The following is a 15929-nucleotide window of genomic DNA, read 5'->3' as shown; positions in this document are numbered from 1 at the left end:
AATTATTAGCAAATGAAATAGAATTAAAGGTTAAGAAATCTAATACAATATTAATTTTATAATAATAAATGTGAATTGTTTCTTAAAACTTTAAACTTTAAACTTTTGAACCTTAATCTAAAATGGTACTTTTGTTCAAAACTAATTATAATGGCAGGAAATAGCTACGGAACACTATTTAGAATAACAACTTTTGGAGAGTCTCATGGTGAAGCTTTAGGCGGAATAATTGACGGTTGTCCTCCGGGAATAACAATAGATTTAGAAGCGATTCAATTCGAAATGTCTAGAAGAAAGCCAGGTCAATCGGCAATAGTTACCCAACGTAAAGAGCCAGACGATGTTCAATTCCTCTCTGGAATTTTTGAAGGTAAATCTACTGGAACTCCAATAGGTTTTATCATTCCCAACACTAATCAGAAATCTGATGATTATTCCCATATTAAAGATAATTACAGGCCCAGTCATGCTGATTACGTTTACGATCAAAAGTATGGAGTGCGTGATTACCGGGGTGGAGGACGCAGTTCAGCGCGTGAAACGGCTAGTAGAGTAGTTGCTGGTGCAATTGCCAAACAAGTGTTACCGCAAATTAAAATTAATGCTTACGTTTCTTCTGTAGGTCCTATTTTTCTAGAAAAACCATACCAAGATTTAGACTTTTCCTTGACAGAGAATAATCCTGTTCGGTGTCCTGATCCGGCAATGGCAGTGGTGATGGAAGAATATATTCGCGACATTAGGAAACAGGGAGATACAGTAGGCGGAACCGTAACGTGTGTAATTCAAAATGTACCCATCGGACTTGGAGAACCAGTATTTGACAAACTCCATGCTGAACTCGGTAAAGCCATGCTCTCTATAAACGCTGTAAAAGGATTCGAGTTTGGAAGCGGCTTCTGTGGTGCTAAAATGAAGGGCAGTGAGCACAACGATTTATACAATCCTGATGGATCTACTAAGACTAATCTTTCGGGGGGGATTCAAGGCGGTATCAGCAATGGGATGGATATTTACTTTCGTGTAGCTTTTAAGCCTGTGGCAACAATCATGCAAAAACAGGAATCGCTAGACAATAAAGGGAATATTACTGAGATGACAGGAAAGGGGCGTCATGACCCTTGTGTTGTTCCTAGAGCTGTTCCTATTGTTGAGGCAATGGCTGCCATTGTTCTAGCTGATTTTTATTTGATAAACAAAACATATTAATACTAATTTTTAGCTTTTTGCCTATTTTTGAAATAACCTTTGTTACTAAGATTTAAGTAAGAAAGAATACTGCAACAAGGGCTAATTTAAAACTAACACCTACTTTTAATGAATACAATTACAACGAAGAAACCCTCTTTTTTTGCAGGATTAACAGGACAAATATTAATAGCTATGGTCTTAGGTGCTATTTTGGGTATTGTCATACACAATTGGATTTCACCAGAAGAAGCAAAAGCCTTTAGTAAAAAAATAAACATCTTAGCAACCATCTTTATTCGTTTAGTTCAAATGATTATTTCTCCTTTAGTTTTTACGACTTTGGTGGTGGGAATTGCTAAACTTGGAGACATTAAAGCGGTAGGAAGGATTGGTGGAAAGGCCATGGGTTGGTTTTTTACCGCCTCGTTTGTTTCCTTATTGTTAGGTATGTTTTTTGTTAACACCCTTAAACCAGGAGTTGGACTTAATTTACCAAGTATCGATTTAGCTTCTGCTTCAGAAGTAACTGCTAAAACACAAAATATATCTTTTGAAAATTTTATTGAACATATTGTACCCAAAAGTATCTTTGAGGCCTTGGCTACTAATGAAATTTTACAAATTGTAATTTTCTCCATTTTCTTTGGTCTAGCGGCTGCTTCATTAGGAGATTATGTAAAGCCAGTTACAAATGCTTTAGAGAAAACATCTCATATTGTCCTGAAAATGGTTAACTACGTGATGAAGTTTGCACCAATTGGAGTATTTGGAGCCATAGCAGGAGTTTTTGCTGTACGTGATTTTCAGGAATTAGCAATTACTTATTTCAAGTTTTTCGGTTCGTTTTTAATTGGAATTTCCTCTCTTTGGGTGGTGTTAATAATTGTCGGTTATATTTTTCTAAAAAGTAGAATGACCGTTTTACTGAAAAGAATAGTTAGTCCATTAATCATTGCTTTTGGAACTACTAGCAGCGAAGCTGTTTTTCCAAAATTAACGGAAGAGTTAGAGCGCTTTGGCGTCAAAGACAGAATTGTTTCTTTTATGTTGCCCCTAGGTTATTCTTTTAACTTGGACGGAAGTATGATGTACATGACTTTTGCTAGTATATTTATTGCTCAAGCATACGGTATTGATTTAGATTTGGGAACACAAATGACAATGCTTTTAGTTTTGATGCTAACCAGTAAAGGGATTGCAGGAGTTCCAAGAGCCAGCTTAGTAGTCGTTGCCGCAACCTGTGGCATGTTTGACATACCTATTGAAGGGATTGCTTTGATTCTACCTATTGATCATTTTTGCGATATGTTTCGTAGCGCAACCAATGTTTTAGGAAACGCATTAGCAACATCAGTTGTAGGAAAATGGGAAGGTGATACTGAAACAGAAACGGCTGTTATTGAGTAATAACTTGACGAAGCAACACATAAAAAACCTATTCTCTGAGCAGAATAGGTTTTTTTTTATTTAAAAAATTCTAAAGTAATTCCTTATATCAAAATTTCACTGTTCATTTTAAGTAAAAAGAAGTGTTTTTGTATTTAATTTTATTAATAAAATGTATATTTGATAAAATTCAATTGGTTATGTATCAGATACGTATTGTTTTGTTCGCACTCTTTATTATAAATTTTTTTAACAATAGTGTAGTAGCGCAGACAAAGACATTTTCCAACAATGAAATTACAAAATTAACGAATCAAGCTTCCCGTTATTTAAAAGAGGCCAATTTCGAAAAATCCTTAAAGATTTCTAAAATAGCACTGCAAAAATCAATTATAGCTAATGATTTTTTCGCTACAACTATTTCGTACAGTACGATTGCTGCAAATTATGCCGAAATCGCTGAATTTGACAAAGCTATCTTTTTCTATAATAAGGCCATGCTTTATGCTACTAAATCCACTAATGATACTTTAAAAAATAAAATTAATAATAACTTAGGTAACATCTATTGTTTTGAAAAAAAGCAATATCTAAAAGGGATTAGTTACTATGAAAAGACGCTTAGATACAGTCAAAAAATAGCAGATAGTACTCAAATTTTTATGACTAAACTTAATATTGCTTGGGCTTATTTTGACGTTGGTCATTTCGAAAAAGGATATCCAAATTTAGAATTTATCAACACGCATAATGAAGAGTTTGGTACTAAATCAAATGTTGCAGCCGTTAACATGCTTAATGGAATGTACTATGCGCATCAGGGCAACGATAAAAAAGCGACTTCTTTTTTTTTAAATGCCATTAAAAATGGAAATCAATCGAATCAGATGTCAGATTTGTCCTTTGCTCATTTAGAATTTTCGAAGTTTTTATGGAAGAAAGGGGATTACAAAGCGGCTTATGTTAACCTTTCTAAATACAATGAAATTACGGAAGCACTGTATAATAAAGAAAAACTATATAAAGCTAATGTAGCGGGAATAAACATCCAATTAGAAGAGTATAAAAGAGAAATTGATAAATTTGAAATTGAAAAGGAGGCTCAACTTCAAATAGTGGAAAAATCTAAAACTATTGTAGTGCTATTTACGGTAATTTCCTTGGTGTTACTGTTGCTGCTTTATACTTTATTCAAAAATAATAATTTCAGAAAAAAATCTAATGCGGCACTTTCCAAGACTAATGAAGCGTTACTAATTGCGAAAGAAAAAGCAGAGGAAGCGTCTGTTTTAAAATCACAATTTGTTTCAACTATCAGTCATGAGCTGAGAACCCCTTTATATGGCGTAGTAGGAATTACAAATATGCTGCTAGACGAACACAAAGAATTAGCCAACAGTCCACATTTGAGTTCGCTTAAATTTTCAGCCAGATATTTACTATCATTAGTGAACGATATTCTACAAATTAACAAGATTGAAGATAATAGAATTGTTTTGGAAAATTTGACTTTTAATATATCTGATGAAATTAATATGGTCAGAAATTCGCTTTCATTTTTGGCTAAAAATAACAACAATACTATAGCAGTTAAAATTGATGCTGCAATTCCGGAATATCTAATTGGTGATAAGTTAAGGCTTTCTCAAATCATTATGAATTTAGTCAGTAATGCATTGAAATTCACTAGAAATGGTAAAGTAACCATCCATGTTGAATTAGAAAAAAAAGAAGGCAAATCTTATTTTTTAGCATTTAAAATTGAAGATAACGGCATAGGAATAGCGGCTGAAGATCAGGAAAAGATTTTTGAAAAATTTGTTCAAGTGGGAAGAAAAGAAACTGATTATCAAGGAACTGGTCTCGGTCTTTCTATAGTAAAGCAATTATTAGGTCTATTTAATAGTACAATTTCAGTTCAAAGTGCCCTAGATCAGGGAACAGTTTTCAAATTTGTGATTCCTTTTGAATATAATCCAGCGAAGACAATTGAACTCATCAATAATATTCAAGTCGATATCACGGCACCACAAACGATAAATGTCCTAGTAGTTGAGGACAATCACATTAATCAATTGGTCACTAAAAAGACCATCGAAAAGAATAACTACAAGTGCAGTGTTGTTGATAATGGCTATGCAGCACTAGAAATTTTGGACAAAGAATTTTTTGATATTATACTAATGGACATTAATATGCCATTGATAAATGGTTTTGAAACCACTAGAAAAATTCGTTTAAAGGGAATAGTAACTCCAATTGTTGCACTAACCGCATTTGATAAATCTGAAATTACAGAAGAGGCCCTTTCTGCGGGAATTAATGACATCATTATTAAACCATTTGATTCCGCCAAATTGTTTAAAATTATAACTATTTTGATAGCTACTAATTAATACCTAAGAAATCACTTCGTCAGTTTACATTTAATATAAAATCGCTAAACCCTAAACTATTTTATCAGTTTTAAGGTCTAACGATTATAAAGTTATAGAGACTCGAAGTGAAGATCCTCATTATTTTATTGTAATTGTTTGATGCTTTTTTTTCGTGATCCCTGGTTTTTTGGCAATCTCAACATGTAGAATCCCATCTTTATAACTGGCTTCGACTTTACTTTCGTCTACGTATTCTGGTAAAGAGAAAGATCTATAGAACGACTGATAATTAAACTCTTTTCTAACATAATTATCTTTTTTTCGAGTTTCTTCTTTTTCTTCTTTCTTTTCAGAAGAAATCATTAGCATGTTGTTGTCAATTTCAATTTTGAAATCTTCTTTTTTTAATCCGGGAGCTGCTAATTCCACTTCTAATTTATTTTCTGTTTCTTTCAAATTTACCGAAGGTAAATTTGATCCATTGGAGGAAAAATTTTTATCAGTCCAATCGAATACATCTTTTGAAAAGATGTCATCAAATAAAGTATTTACTGATGGGAAAAAGCCGTTTCTTTTAACTAAAGTTTCCATAATTTTGTATTTAATTGTTTTAATATCTTAAATCAAATGTACTGATATAATTTATTTTAATCTAAAATAATAAATACAAAACGTTGAAATACAAATAGTTGATGTCTATTTACCTCTTTTAACTAAAGTTAAAAAGGTATTTCTGACAGTTGAAAACGGTATTAATACCACCTTTTTTTGTTTTGCTTGCTTGCGTCTGATTTTCTTGATTTATGGGCTCCACCGCTTCTATTAGAGTTGCTTTGTTTTGATGCAGGGGCAGTCTCTGGACTTCCAGAATGCCAACCATAGGGATGGTCACTTACTATTTTTACATCTACTTTAATTAATTTTTGAATGTCTTTCCAATACTGATGCTCATCTTTACCACAAAAAGAAATGGCAACACCTTCATTCCCAGCGCGACCAGTTCTCCCAATTCTATGTACATACGTTTCAGGAATATTTGGTAAATCAAAATTGATGACAAATGGTAATTGGTCAATATCAATTCCTCTGGCGGCAATGTCAGTAGCAACTAAAACTTTGATTTCTTTATTTTTGAAACCATCAAGAACACGTTGTCTTGCATTTTGAGACTTATCTCCATGAATAGCTTCAGCTGCAATTTCATGTTTTCGCAAGGCTTTGACAACATTGTCAGCCCCATGTTTTGTTCTTGAAAAAACTAAAACATTAGATAAATTTTCGTTTTTTATTAAATGATATAATAAATTTCTTTTTTCTCCTTTTTCAACAAAATAGACGCGTTGTTCTACATTTTCCGCAGTTGATGAAACAGGCGAAACCGTAACTGTTGCTGGGTCTTTTAAAAACATCTCCGCCAACTCTCTTATTGCAATTGGCATTGTTGCAGAGAATAAAAGTGTTTGTCTGTTGTTAGGAGTCAACTTTACAATTTTTTTGACATCATTTACAAATCCCATATCCAGCATTTGATCTGCTTCATCAAGAACTAATGTATGTAAATGGTCTAAATCTATAAATCCCTGCTTTACCAAATCTAGTAAACGTCCTGGCGTAGCAATCAGGATATCTATTCCTTTTTTAAGCATTTCTACTTGTGGTACTTGAGAAACTCCTCCAAAAATGGTAAGTTGCACTAAGTTAGTGTATTTGCCATATTGGTCAAAATTTTGTCCAATTTGAACGGCTAATTCTCTAGTTGGGGTGATAACTAAGGCACGGATTGGGCTTGCTTTTTTAGACGAACCCACTATTCTATGAAGTTGATGAATAATTGGAATAGCAAAAGCAGCAGTTTTTCCAGTTCCTGTTTGTGCACAACCAATCATGTCTCTTCCCGATAAAACGATTGGAATTGCTTGTTCTTGTATTGGAGTTGCCTCTAAATAGCCTTGTTCAAATACGGCTCTTTGTATACTTTTTGAGAGTGATAAATCTTCGAATAACATATTTTTGATATTAATTATCTTGTAATAAGTACATAGATAGTGCTGCAAAGATAGTATTAATATTTTTGATGGGTAATCGTAGGTCAGTCAGGCACTACTTTAGAGCATTTTAATTATTGAAGTCGGAATTTGAATCGGAGGGATCGTGTTGGATTTAATAAAGTCAGTAATTAGATATCCTATCAATTTGCCAATAAGGTGATTGTTTTTTTCTTCTCCTAAATCTGGAGCACCTTCGCAAATATGTAGGTAGGATGCATTTTTATTTTTGCCAAAAAAAGAAATAAACTGTCGAAGTTGTTCTACTGAAAAACCGCTCATGGTCATTGCACTGCAAGCAATATTTGGAATGGCATCGAGATCTATTTCAATTCCAAAGAAATCGTCATTTACAAACTCTAGCGCGTGTGCCATTTCTTTATCAAATTCCTTTTCTCTTCTAATGCTGATACTATCATACGTGGCATAGCGCACCCGATCTTCGATTTTTTTGATAATATCCAAAACACTTTTGGAAGTGTAGTTTTCATGCAATCCAAAAATAAAATATTTTTTTAAAAAACCTTCTTCATAAGCATACGAAAAACCATTGCCGCTGTGCCGTCCTTCTAGAATTCTAAAATCAGAATGGGCATCAAAATTAATTGCATTTATAGGTTTGCCTTTGGCGAGTGCCGTTCCCTTTATATTTCCATAAGAATTATTGTGTCCGCCGCCAATAACAATTGGTGTTTTGCCTAATTTTACCAAATTAAAAATAATGTGAGAAACATCTTTGTCAATTTTATCAACGAGCTGACTTAATTTAGAACGGTCATCAATATCATTAAAGTCTAGTGATTCTACATTTTTCATGAGTTCACTCACATCTAGCTGTCCTAAAATCACAAGTTGACTGCCTTTGCAAAAACGATTGTGCTGAATGTTTGCAATGCTTTTTATCGCACTATCCCATGCGGAAGCAGCTCCAGGTCTGCCATAGTTGGCTCTTATGCCTATGTCTTCGGGAATTCCAAAGAGTACATATTTAGCTTCACATTTTTTTAAAAAATCAGTGGGATCTGCATCTTTTGGAATAGTTAACATTTTCTCTCCAAATTTTATTTCGCCACTTCTGTGGTTGGTTATTTTTGCAAGATCTTTGATTGTAAACGGGATAATTTTGTCCATTAAAAAAATAATTTTTATTCAAAAATAATATAATTGTGTTAACTTACGTTATCAGGTGGTTATATAATGTTAAATTTGTAAATAAATTAAAAAATTTAAACCAGATGGAAAATCAAAAAAGCAGTTCAAGTCTTAAAGCGGTAGTAGCAGTATTGGCTATTTTATTAGTAGGTAGTTTAATCTACATATTCAAAATGACCTCTGATGCAGATACAGTAAAAACAGAATTGAAAACTACATTGACCGAAAAAGAAACGGTAATGAAAGATCTACAGGAACTAAAATCGACTTACGATGCTGCTATTTCAGAAAACACATCAATGTCTGATGAGTTAATTTTGGAAAGAGATAAAGTGGTTAACTTAATGTCAGACCTAAGTAAATCAAAAGGTGATGTGGCTTCTTTGTCAAAATATAGAAGTCAATTCAATGCTTTGCAAGGGAATATGAAGGTTCTAATGGCGGAGAACGACAACTTAAAAAAGGCTAACACGACGCTTACAGTGCAACGTGATAGTACTATTGTTGTGCTAGGAGAGTCTAAAAAATACAATGAAGCGTTGGTTGGGCAAAACGAAGAATTAGCTAAAGCGGTAGAAATAGGTTCGAAACTAACAGTTTTGAACACAAGGGGATCGGCTTTTAAATTACGCAGCTCTGGTAAACAAATTGAAACAGACAAAGCAAGTAGAGCTGATGTTTTGAGAGTTAATTTTACAATTGCTGAAAATGCTATTGCTAAATCTGGTGAAAAAACATATTACGTTCAAGTAATTGATAGTAAAAGCAATGTTTTAGGGGATAAGAAAACAGAGAACTTTGGAGAAAACACATTAACCTATAGTTTTTTAACTAATGTGAAATATGAAAATAAAACAATTCAAGTTTCTGAAGATTTAAGAGGAAAAGATTTTGCTAAAGGAACTTATTTTATCAATATTTTTGATAGAGATGTGTTAGTTTCTAAAACAAGTTTTATCTTAAGATAATCACTCGTATAAAATTATTTAAAAGAGGAACGTAATGTTCCTCTTTTTTTATGTAACTATTTTTCCTTCAATGAATACGGTGTCAATTAAATTACTGCCAAAAGCATAAGGCAGTTGATAATAGGAGGGTATAGGTTGGGTCAGAATAAGATTTGCTTTTTTGCCAATAGTGATACTTCCGTGCGTGTATGAAATTCCCATTGCATACGCTCCGTTTATTGTAGCCGCGTTAATTGCTTCCTCTGGCATCATTTTCATTTTTATACAGGCCGTTGCCACCACAAAATTCATATTTCCCGATGGAGTAGAGCCTGGATTATAATCCGTTGCTAGCGCTATAGGAAGTCCAGCGGCAATCATTTCTCGTGCTGGAGCATACGGAATACTCAAAAAATAGGAACATGAAGGCAGCGCTACTGGCATTGTAGTTGTATTTTTTAAAGATTCGATATCATTGATAGTCATTACTTCCAGATGATCTACAGAAAGTGCTTCCTGTTGCACTCCAACTTGAATTCCACCAATGGAGTTGAACTGATTGACATGAATCTTTGGCTTTAATCCAAATTTAATTCCGGCTTCCATAATTTGTTGTGTTTCGGCAACAGTAAAATAACCAGTTTCACAAAAAACATCGATGAAATCCGCTAACTTTTCTTTGGCTATTGCAGGAAGCATTTCGTTGATGATAAGATCGATATAGCCTTGATGGTTTTCTTTAAATTCTGAGGAAAAAGCATGGGCACCAAGAAAAGTTGCTTTTATCGTAATAGGATAATTTTGAGCTAATCGCTTTATCACTCGAAGCATTTTCAACTCCCCTTCAACAGTTAAGCCATATCCCGATTTGATTTCTAAGGCTCCGGTTCCTAAACGCATCACTTCTTCCAGTCGAACTTTAGACTGGTCGTACAGTTCGTTTTCTGAAGTTTCATTGAGTTTTCTAGCGGAATTTAATATTCCACCGCCACGCTTAGCGATTTCCTCGTACGTCAACCCATTGATTCGGTCTACAAATTCCTGCTCTCGGTTGCCGGCATACACAATATGTGTGTGACTGTCACACCAAGATGGTAAAACTATCTTTCCGGTGGCATCAATTGTTTTGTCCGGGTGAATTTTCGGTAATTGATCCATTGAACCAAAATCAGCAATTAAGTTGTCTTTAATTACTAAGAAGGCATTTTTGATTGTGGGAAGAATAGCCATTTCGGCACCAGAAACTTTAGCTATAGTTGTTTCCCGAACCTGAAGTAACTCTTTTATATTGATAATTAACGTTGTCATTATATATGATAATTACTCTGAAACTTTAATTTCAAACATTTTATCCCAATTTTTTCCAGTTATAAAAATGGTCTTTGTTTTTGGGTTATAGGCAATTCCGTTAAGGACATCCGTATCAGGTAACTGAGTTATTTTTTTCTTTAAATCCGCAAGATTGATAATTGCTTCTACAGCACCATTTTTTGGATTGATAACAGCAATCGCATCTTTTTGGTATACATTTCCATAAATTTTACCGTCAATCCATTCGAGTTCGTTGATAGATTTTATTTTTGATTCAAAGGAGTAAATATTGATAAAGTCTATTTCTTTAAAAGTAGTTGGATCGATAATCCAAATTTTTTCAGAACCATCAGATTGATATAGATATTTCCCGTCATTTGTTAATCCCCAACCTTCGATAGATTTGAAATAAGTAAACGTTTTTTCTTTTTTGAATGTATCTGCATTGTACACGTATCCTTCGTTGTTTTGCCATGTCAACTGGTATATTTTATTTTTCAGAATTGTAATTCCTTCCCCAAAGTATTTGGAATCAAGTTTAATTTCTTTGTGTACTTTGCCTGTTTTATAATTCGTTTTTCTTAAATAAGATTTTCCATATTGTCCAGTTCCTTCGTATAAAGTATCTCGATAAAATTCTAATCCTTGTGTGTAGGCACCGATGTCGTGTGGATAAGTATTTACAATAGTATAATTTAATAATTTGGGCTGGATGTCAGAAACTAATTCTACTCTAGCGGTAGCTTCTGAATTTTCTTCCCCAAAATACACCAATGCTTTTAGGTTTTGATAACCTAGTTTTTGGTCTTTTAATTCAAAAGTTAGTTTGTCCAAGCCCTTTTTAGAAGCTATTTTTTTATCATTTACAAAATAAATAATGCTGTCTACTGTTTGTTCTTTTAAGTTCAAAATTTCCAAAGAAAGCATTTCTTGTGGCTTGTATTGCTCCTTAAATTTTGAATTATCAAAGGTGAATGAAGTATTTTTGCCTTTTTTTGTCTGGTTACAATTGGCTAAAGTGATTCCTAATAAAATGATAGATAGGAAGTTATAATTTCTCATAGTTTGGATTTTGAATACTCGAATATACAACGTTATTTTTAATTTATAAAGCTCTTGCAAAAATACAAAAAGATTGTATATTTGCACCGGCAAGTCCTACACGATCAGCTCCTGCAGACTCCCCCAGGATGGGAACATAGCAAGGGTAAGCGGTTGAGCGATGCGATGTAGGTCGCTTGCCATTTTTTTTAATCTTAATTATTTTAGATTCTTTTTCTAAATATACAAAATAGTAGTCTTCCTTCGGGAGGATTTTTTTATTTTTGGACCTTTCGTATCACAAACAGCAAGAAACATGAATAAAGTAGTTCTAATTACAGGAGGTTCTTCGGGAATAGGAAAATCTATTGGCGAATTTTTGCACCACAAAGGTTTTGTTGTGTATGGAACCAGCAGGAATCCGGATCGAATTTTGAATTCGGTTTTTCCTCTAGTGGCTTTGGATGTTAGGGATGCAGCCTCAATTCATACGGCTGTTGCCAAAGTGATTGCGACTGCCGGAAGATTGGATGTCGTTATCAATAATGCGGGTGTAGGGATTACAGGGCCATTGGAAGAAATTCCAATGCAAGAAATCAAAAATAATTTTGAGACTAATCTTTTTGGTCCAATCGAAGTAATGAAATCCGTATTGCCACAAATGCGTGCTCAAAAATCAGGATTAATTATTAACGTGACGTCCATTGCAGGTTATATGGGTTTGCCCTATCGAAGTGTTTATTCCGCTTCAAAAGGTGCACTTGAACTCATTACCGAAGCCTTGAGAATGGAAGTTAAATCTTTTGGAATCCATATAACAAATGTAGCGCCTGGTGATTTTGCAACAAATATTGCTGCGGGACGTTTTCATGCCCCAGTTTTACAAGGTTCAGCCTATGAAGCTCCGTATGGAAATACTTTAAAAGCAATGGACGATCATGTGGACAGTGGCAGTAATCCAAATGAAATGGCCGAAGCGGTCTATCAGATTATTCAAACTTGGGAACCTAAAATTCACTACAAAGTAGGTGCTTTTATGCAAAAAATTTCTATTGTTTTAAAAAGAATTTTGCCTGATAAAGTATATGAAAAAATGCTAATGAACCATTATAAGTTGTAATTTAAGGTAGTTTATTTGTTTCAAATATAGTTTAACTAGGCACTTTAGTGCATTTCGCTTAAGCTTATAAAAATATATTAGCTTTGATTTATGGATTTTGAAAGGACTAATGTTAATAGAGTTTCAAGATTAACAGTTCATATAGTTTGGGTTACAAAGGTTAGATATTCTGTATTAGAAGGCGATATAAAAACAAGATGCAGAACACTTCTAATACAAATATGTGAACTGGAGGATATTTAGATATTGAAAGAAGTTGTCTCGAAAAATCATATTCATATTGTGTACCGTCCTTTACAAGAGCTAAGTGCTTTGGTGAAATTAATGAATGTGCGTTCTTCAATAAAATTGCAAATAGAATTCCCAGAATTGAAGAAGAGATATTGGGATGGTCATTTTTGAGCAATAGGATTTGGCTGTTGGAGTACAGGAAATATAACAGATGAGATGGTAAATCAATATTTGGAACATGCTAGAAATTCACATGATAATAATGGGAACTTCACAATTGAACACTAGCAACCTGACAGACTTTCAGTCTGCAAATAAACCACTATACACTGTAAGTCTAAAGTGGTTTATTTGCATATTCATTCATTACCAGCAATAACAAAGCGGTATTTGAGGATAAGACTAGAAGAGTTAAATGATATTTACATGTATTTGTAAGCAAACAGTTAAATATCACTTTTCCTAAATCAAAACCCATCAAAATAACTAATTTATATAGGGCAAAGTTTTATTTGCTGGGATATTTTTTTTATCGAGAACTATTTGTAATTGCTGGGTAGTTTTTAAATTTTTATGGCCGTTGTATGATCACTAAGAAAATTTAACATTAGTTCCTGCAAATCAACAGGATTAAATGGTTTGGGAACAAAAGCAGATATGCCCGCTCTTTTCATTTTTAGGTTTACATCACCTCTTTCTAAAGCTGAAAGGGCAATGATTAACGGTGAGGACTTCATGTTCATTTTTCGTATGATCATAGCAGCTTGATAGCCGCTCATTTTCGGCATATGAATATCCATCAGTATTATGTCATAATTATTTTCTTTTACTGCTTTTATTGCAGCCTCTCCGGAATCAACTAAATCATGAGCAAGGCCCCAATTTTTTAGGTATCGGGAGGTAATAAACAGGTTTATAGAACTGTCATCTACCACTAGAATTCTCGCGCCTGTTGCTGCAAGCAATTCTGTTAGACGAGATCTTTCATTTTTAACGGGAGCAACGTTTGCTGATATTTTGAATTTTAAGTCGAAATTGAATTCAGATCCTTTCCCTTCTTCGCTAGCCACGGTCAATGTGCTTTCAAACATTTGAAGCAATTTCTGGCTGATTGTAAGGCCTAGCCCGGTGCCGCCATATTCCATGTTAACATCATAACTGGCTTGGGAAAATTCCTGAAAAATTATTTTTAATTTATCCTGTGGGATTCCAATGCCAGTATCACAAACGGTAAATTGTAATGCAATTTCATTATCGCTTCTTTCTGTCTCCGCAATTATTAACTTGACAAAACCTTCTTTTGTAAATTTTAGTGCATTAGTCAGCAGGTTAGTAAGTATCTGATTTAGTTTTACCGGATCCCCAAGCAAGTTTTCAGGTAAATTTTGTGGATATTCCACTTTTAGCTTAATTTTTTTTTCCTCAACACGTAGTTTAAAAGAATGAAGAAGAACTTCCAAAAGTTGGTTTAAGCTGAAGTTTCTTTTTTCCAGTTTTTCTTTACCCGATTCCAACTTACCTAAATCCAGAAGGTTATTTACTAAATCTAATAGATTGGATGATGAAAGTTGAAGTATTCTGGCGTATTCCTTTTGCAGGTCATCTAGGGAAGTATCTTGAATAAGATTTCCTATACCTATAATTGCATTAAGAGGATTACGTATTTCGTGGCTCATAGTATACAAGAATTCTGCCTTTGCCCTTGCAGCCTCCTCGGCTTTTGCCTTGCCATCCATAAGAACCTTCTCATATTTTTTCCTGTCGGTAATGTCCAGAACTGATGCTCTAAATATTGCTGAATTTTGTTCAGCAAAAGATATTTGATTAACATTAAGAAGTGCAGGAAAAAAACTGCCATCCTTTCTCAATAGGTCAAAATTAATTTCCTTTACAAATCCCTGCATTTTTATCAAAGGGAAGAAATGGGTTTCAAAATAGATCTTTCCTCCAATCCTAAACAGGTCCTGGATCTTTTTTACCTGTACAACCTCCTTTTTATCTTTGTAATCTAGAAGTTGTAGCAGGGTTTTGTTTATCCTATAAATGGTGCCATCTGTTAAGAAAGAAATATAGCCACAAGGGGCATTTTCATATAAGTCTTCAACAGATTCTTCAAGATGGTTTTTATACAAATTTGTACCCATATTTATGGATTTGAAGATTGAACCAGAAATTCTTTCATCACCTTTATAGTTTCGTCTGGAGCACTTAAATTAGGACAATGCCCTGTTGCATTTAATAAACGAAAGCTGCTATTTTGTAAATTTTTATGCACGTATTCACCCACTTCTTTAGGCGCAATGATATCTTGAGAACATTGCACAACAAGAGCCGGCACTTTGACAGCATTAAGGTCAATGCGATTGTCAGATAAAAAAGTGACCTGTGCAAAGTGCTTTGCTATTACAGGGTTTGTGCTGCAAAAGCTATTGGTTAGTTCTTCCCCTAGTTCTGGACGTTCTCCATTTCCCATAATAACAGGAGCCATTTGAGCTGACCAGCCAAGATAGTTGCTGTCCAGCGCTTCCATTAGCTCCACAATATCTTCATGGTTGAAGCCCCCAAAATAGCCTTCATCATTTATATAGCGGGGGGATGGGCCTATAAGAATGAGTTTTAAAAATCTTTCTGGATTCCTGATGGCTGCAAGAACACCAATCATGGAACTCACCGAGTGGGCAACAAGAATAACATCTTGCAGATCGAGTTCTTCACATATTTCAAGGAGGTCCTCAGAATATCCTTCCAACGTGTTGTATTTCTCAAAAGAGTATTGGCTTTCATCGGAATTTCCTGCGCCAGTATGGTCAAATAAAACAATTTTATAATCTTCTTCAAAAGCGGGGTATATATACCTCCACATATTTTGGTCGCAGCCATAACCGTGAGCAAAAAGCATAGGCTGAGTGCCTTTGCCTAATATTTTCACATTATTTCTTTTTATTATAGAAGTCATGGGTATATCCATTGCATTATAAAATTGAAGGTTAATATAAGGTAGCGTAAAAGTAGTTAATTTTTAAGTGGTTTTCGAAACGAAATTTTATATTCAATACCAACTTTAAAGCCGTAAGACCATCAAAATCAAGTAAAGTAGGGTTGAGAAAATTGTATCATCTTTATTTTT

12 protein-coding genes, 1 other RNA gene and 1 pseudogene are annotated in these 15929 nt (G+C 34.0%); 7 read left to right on the top strand and 7 right to left on the bottom strand.

What is annotated here, in order from left to right:
• Nucleotides 1–150 precede the first annotated feature (150 nt).
• From aroC to BLS90_RS12905, 3 genes are all read left to right on the top strand, one after another.
• Nucleotides 151–1209: a chorismate synthase gene (gene aroC, locus BLS90_RS12915; RefSeq protein ID WP_091258347.1), complete on the top strand. Its 1059-nt coding sequence runs from the start codon at nucleotides 151–153 to the stop codon at nucleotides 1207–1209.
• A 108-nt stretch (nucleotides 1210–1317) separates the two neighbouring features.
• On the top strand, nucleotides 1318–2598 hold the full coding sequence (locus BLS90_RS12910) for a dicarboxylate/amino acid:cation symporter (RefSeq protein WP_091258345.1): 1281 nt from the start codon (nucleotides 1318–1320) through the stop codon (nucleotides 2596–2598).
• A 179-nt stretch (nucleotides 2599–2777) separates the two neighbouring features.
• Nucleotides 2778–4973 (top strand): response regulator, encoded by a 2196-nt coding sequence (locus BLS90_RS12905; protein WP_091258343.1) that lies wholly within the window; start codon nucleotides 2778–2780, stop codon nucleotides 4971–4973.
• Nucleotides 4974–5093: 120 nt separating this feature from the next.
• Here BLS90_RS12905 and BLS90_RS12900 read toward each other — a convergent pair whose 3' ends face one another.
• The 3 genes from BLS90_RS12900 to BLS90_RS12890 form a co-directional block, all read right to left on the bottom strand.
• Nucleotides 5094–5546: an Hsp20/alpha crystallin family protein gene (locus BLS90_RS12900; protein ID WP_091258340.1), complete on the bottom strand. Its 453-nt coding sequence runs from the start codon at nucleotides 5544–5546 to the stop codon at nucleotides 5094–5096.
• A 161-nt stretch (nucleotides 5547–5707) separates the two neighbouring features.
• Nucleotides 5708–6961 (bottom strand): DEAD/DEAH box helicase, encoded by a 1254-nt coding sequence (locus BLS90_RS12895; RefSeq protein ID WP_091258337.1) that lies wholly within the window; start codon nucleotides 6959–6961, stop codon nucleotides 5708–5710.
• Nucleotides 6962–7060: 99 nt separating this feature from the next.
• On the bottom strand, nucleotides 7061–8131 hold the full coding sequence (locus BLS90_RS12890; RefSeq protein WP_091258336.1) for a formimidoylglutamase: 1071 nt from the start codon (nucleotides 8129–8131) through the stop codon (nucleotides 7061–7063).
• Between the two features lie 104 nt (nucleotides 8132–8235).
• Between BLS90_RS12890 and BLS90_RS12885 the strand changes: the two genes are divergently transcribed.
• Entirely contained in the window at nucleotides 8236–9120 is an 885-nt protein-coding gene (locus BLS90_RS12885) for a hypothetical protein (RefSeq protein ID WP_091258334.1), read from the top strand.
• Between the two features lie 48 nt (nucleotides 9121–9168).
• On the opposite strand, the gene hutI is transcribed toward BLS90_RS12885, so the two are convergent.
• Nucleotides 9169–10407, bottom strand: coding sequence for an imidazolonepropionase (hutI, locus tag BLS90_RS12880; RefSeq protein ID WP_091258332.1), 1239 nt, complete (start codon nucleotides 10405–10407; stop codon nucleotides 9169–9171).
• A 12-nt stretch (nucleotides 10408–10419) separates the two neighbouring features.
• On the bottom strand, nucleotides 10420–11472 hold the full coding sequence (locus BLS90_RS12875; RefSeq protein ID WP_091258329.1) for a glutaminyl-peptide cyclotransferase: 1053 nt from the start codon (nucleotides 11470–11472) through the stop codon (nucleotides 10420–10422).
• Nucleotides 11473–11559: 87 nt separating this feature from the next.
• Here BLS90_RS12875 and ffs point away from each other — a divergent pair.
• The 3 genes and pseudogenes from ffs to tnpA all read left to right on the top strand — a co-directional run bounded on the left by ffs (nucleotide 11560) and on the right by tnpA (nucleotide 13090).
• Nucleotides 11560–11657: signal recognition particle sRNA small type (gene ffs, locus BLS90_RS12870), an RNA gene on the top strand.
• A gap of 110 nt (nucleotides 11658–11767) precedes the next feature.
• A complete protein-coding gene (locus BLS90_RS12865) occupies nucleotides 11768–12571 on the top strand; it encodes an SDR family oxidoreductase (protein ID WP_091258327.1) in 804 nt (267 codons plus the stop codon).
• 90 nt (nucleotides 12572–12661) lie between these two features.
• Nucleotides 12662–13090 (top strand): annotated as a pseudogene (gene tnpA / locus BLS90_RS12860) (IS200/IS605 family transposase).
• A gap of 275 nt (nucleotides 13091–13365) precedes the next feature.
• Here the strand turns inward: tnpA and BLS90_RS12855 are convergent.
• Both BLS90_RS12855 and BLS90_RS12850 read right to left on the bottom strand, forming a co-directional pair.
• Nucleotides 13366–14946, bottom strand: coding sequence for an ATP-binding protein (locus BLS90_RS12855; protein WP_091258325.1), 1581 nt, complete (start codon nucleotides 14944–14946; stop codon nucleotides 13366–13368).
• 2 nt (nucleotides 14947–14948) lie between these two features.
• Nucleotides 14949–15758: an alpha/beta fold hydrolase gene (locus BLS90_RS12850; protein ID WP_091258321.1), complete on the bottom strand. Its 810-nt coding sequence runs from the start codon at nucleotides 15756–15758 to the stop codon at nucleotides 14949–14951.
• Nucleotides 15759–15929: the final 171 nt, after the last annotated feature.

The organism is Flavobacterium omnivorum, from assembly GCF_900099915.1.
In the GTDB taxonomy this organism is placed as follows: domain Bacteria; phylum Bacteroidota; class Bacteroidia; order Flavobacteriales; family Flavobacteriaceae; genus Flavobacterium; species Flavobacterium omnivorum.
Note: the sequence above shows the minus strand (reverse complement) of the source record. Positions and strands in the feature narration are given on the sequence as shown.

Excerpts from the sequence above, each read along its gene's own strand:
- aroC (WP_091258347.1), top strand. The coding sequence starts at position 151 with ATGGCAGGAAATAGCTACGGAACACTATTTAGAATAACAACTTTTGGA.
- BLS90_RS12910 (WP_091258345.1), top strand. The coding sequence starts at position 1,318 with ATGAATACAATTACAACGAAGAAACCCTCTTTTTTTGCAGGATTAACA.
- BLS90_RS12905 (WP_091258343.1), top strand. The coding sequence starts at position 2,778 with ATGTATCAGATACGTATTGTTTTGTTCGCACTCTTTATTATAAATTTT.
- BLS90_RS12900 (WP_091258340.1), bottom strand. The coding sequence starts at position 5,546 with ATGGAAACTTTAGTTAAAAGAAACGGCTTTTTCCCATCAGTAAATACT.
- BLS90_RS12895 (WP_091258337.1), bottom strand. The coding sequence starts at position 6,961 with ATGTTATTCGAAGATTTATCACTCTCAAAAAGTATACAAAGAGCCGTA.
- BLS90_RS12890 (WP_091258336.1), bottom strand. The coding sequence starts at position 8,131 with ATGGACAAAATTATCCCGTTTACAATCAAAGATCTTGCAAAAATAACC.
- BLS90_RS12885 (WP_091258334.1), top strand. The coding sequence starts at position 8,236 with ATGGAAAATCAAAAAAGCAGTTCAAGTCTTAAAGCGGTAGTAGCAGTA.
- hutI (WP_091258332.1), bottom strand. The coding sequence starts at position 10,407 with ATGACAACGTTAATTATCAATATAAAAGAGTTACTTCAGGTTCGGGAA.
- BLS90_RS12875 (WP_091258329.1), bottom strand. The coding sequence starts at position 11,472 with ATGAGAAATTATAACTTCCTATCTATCATTTTATTAGGAATCACTTTA.
- BLS90_RS12865 (WP_091258327.1), top strand. The coding sequence starts at position 11,768 with ATGAATAAAGTAGTTCTAATTACAGGAGGTTCTTCGGGAATAGGAAAA.
- BLS90_RS12855 (WP_091258325.1), bottom strand. The coding sequence starts at position 14,946 with ATGGGTACAAATTTGTATAAAAACCATCTTGAAGAATCTGTTGAAGAC.
- BLS90_RS12850 (WP_091258321.1), bottom strand. The coding sequence starts at position 15,758 with ATGACTTCTATAATAAAAAGAAATAATGTGAAAATATTAGGCAAAGGC.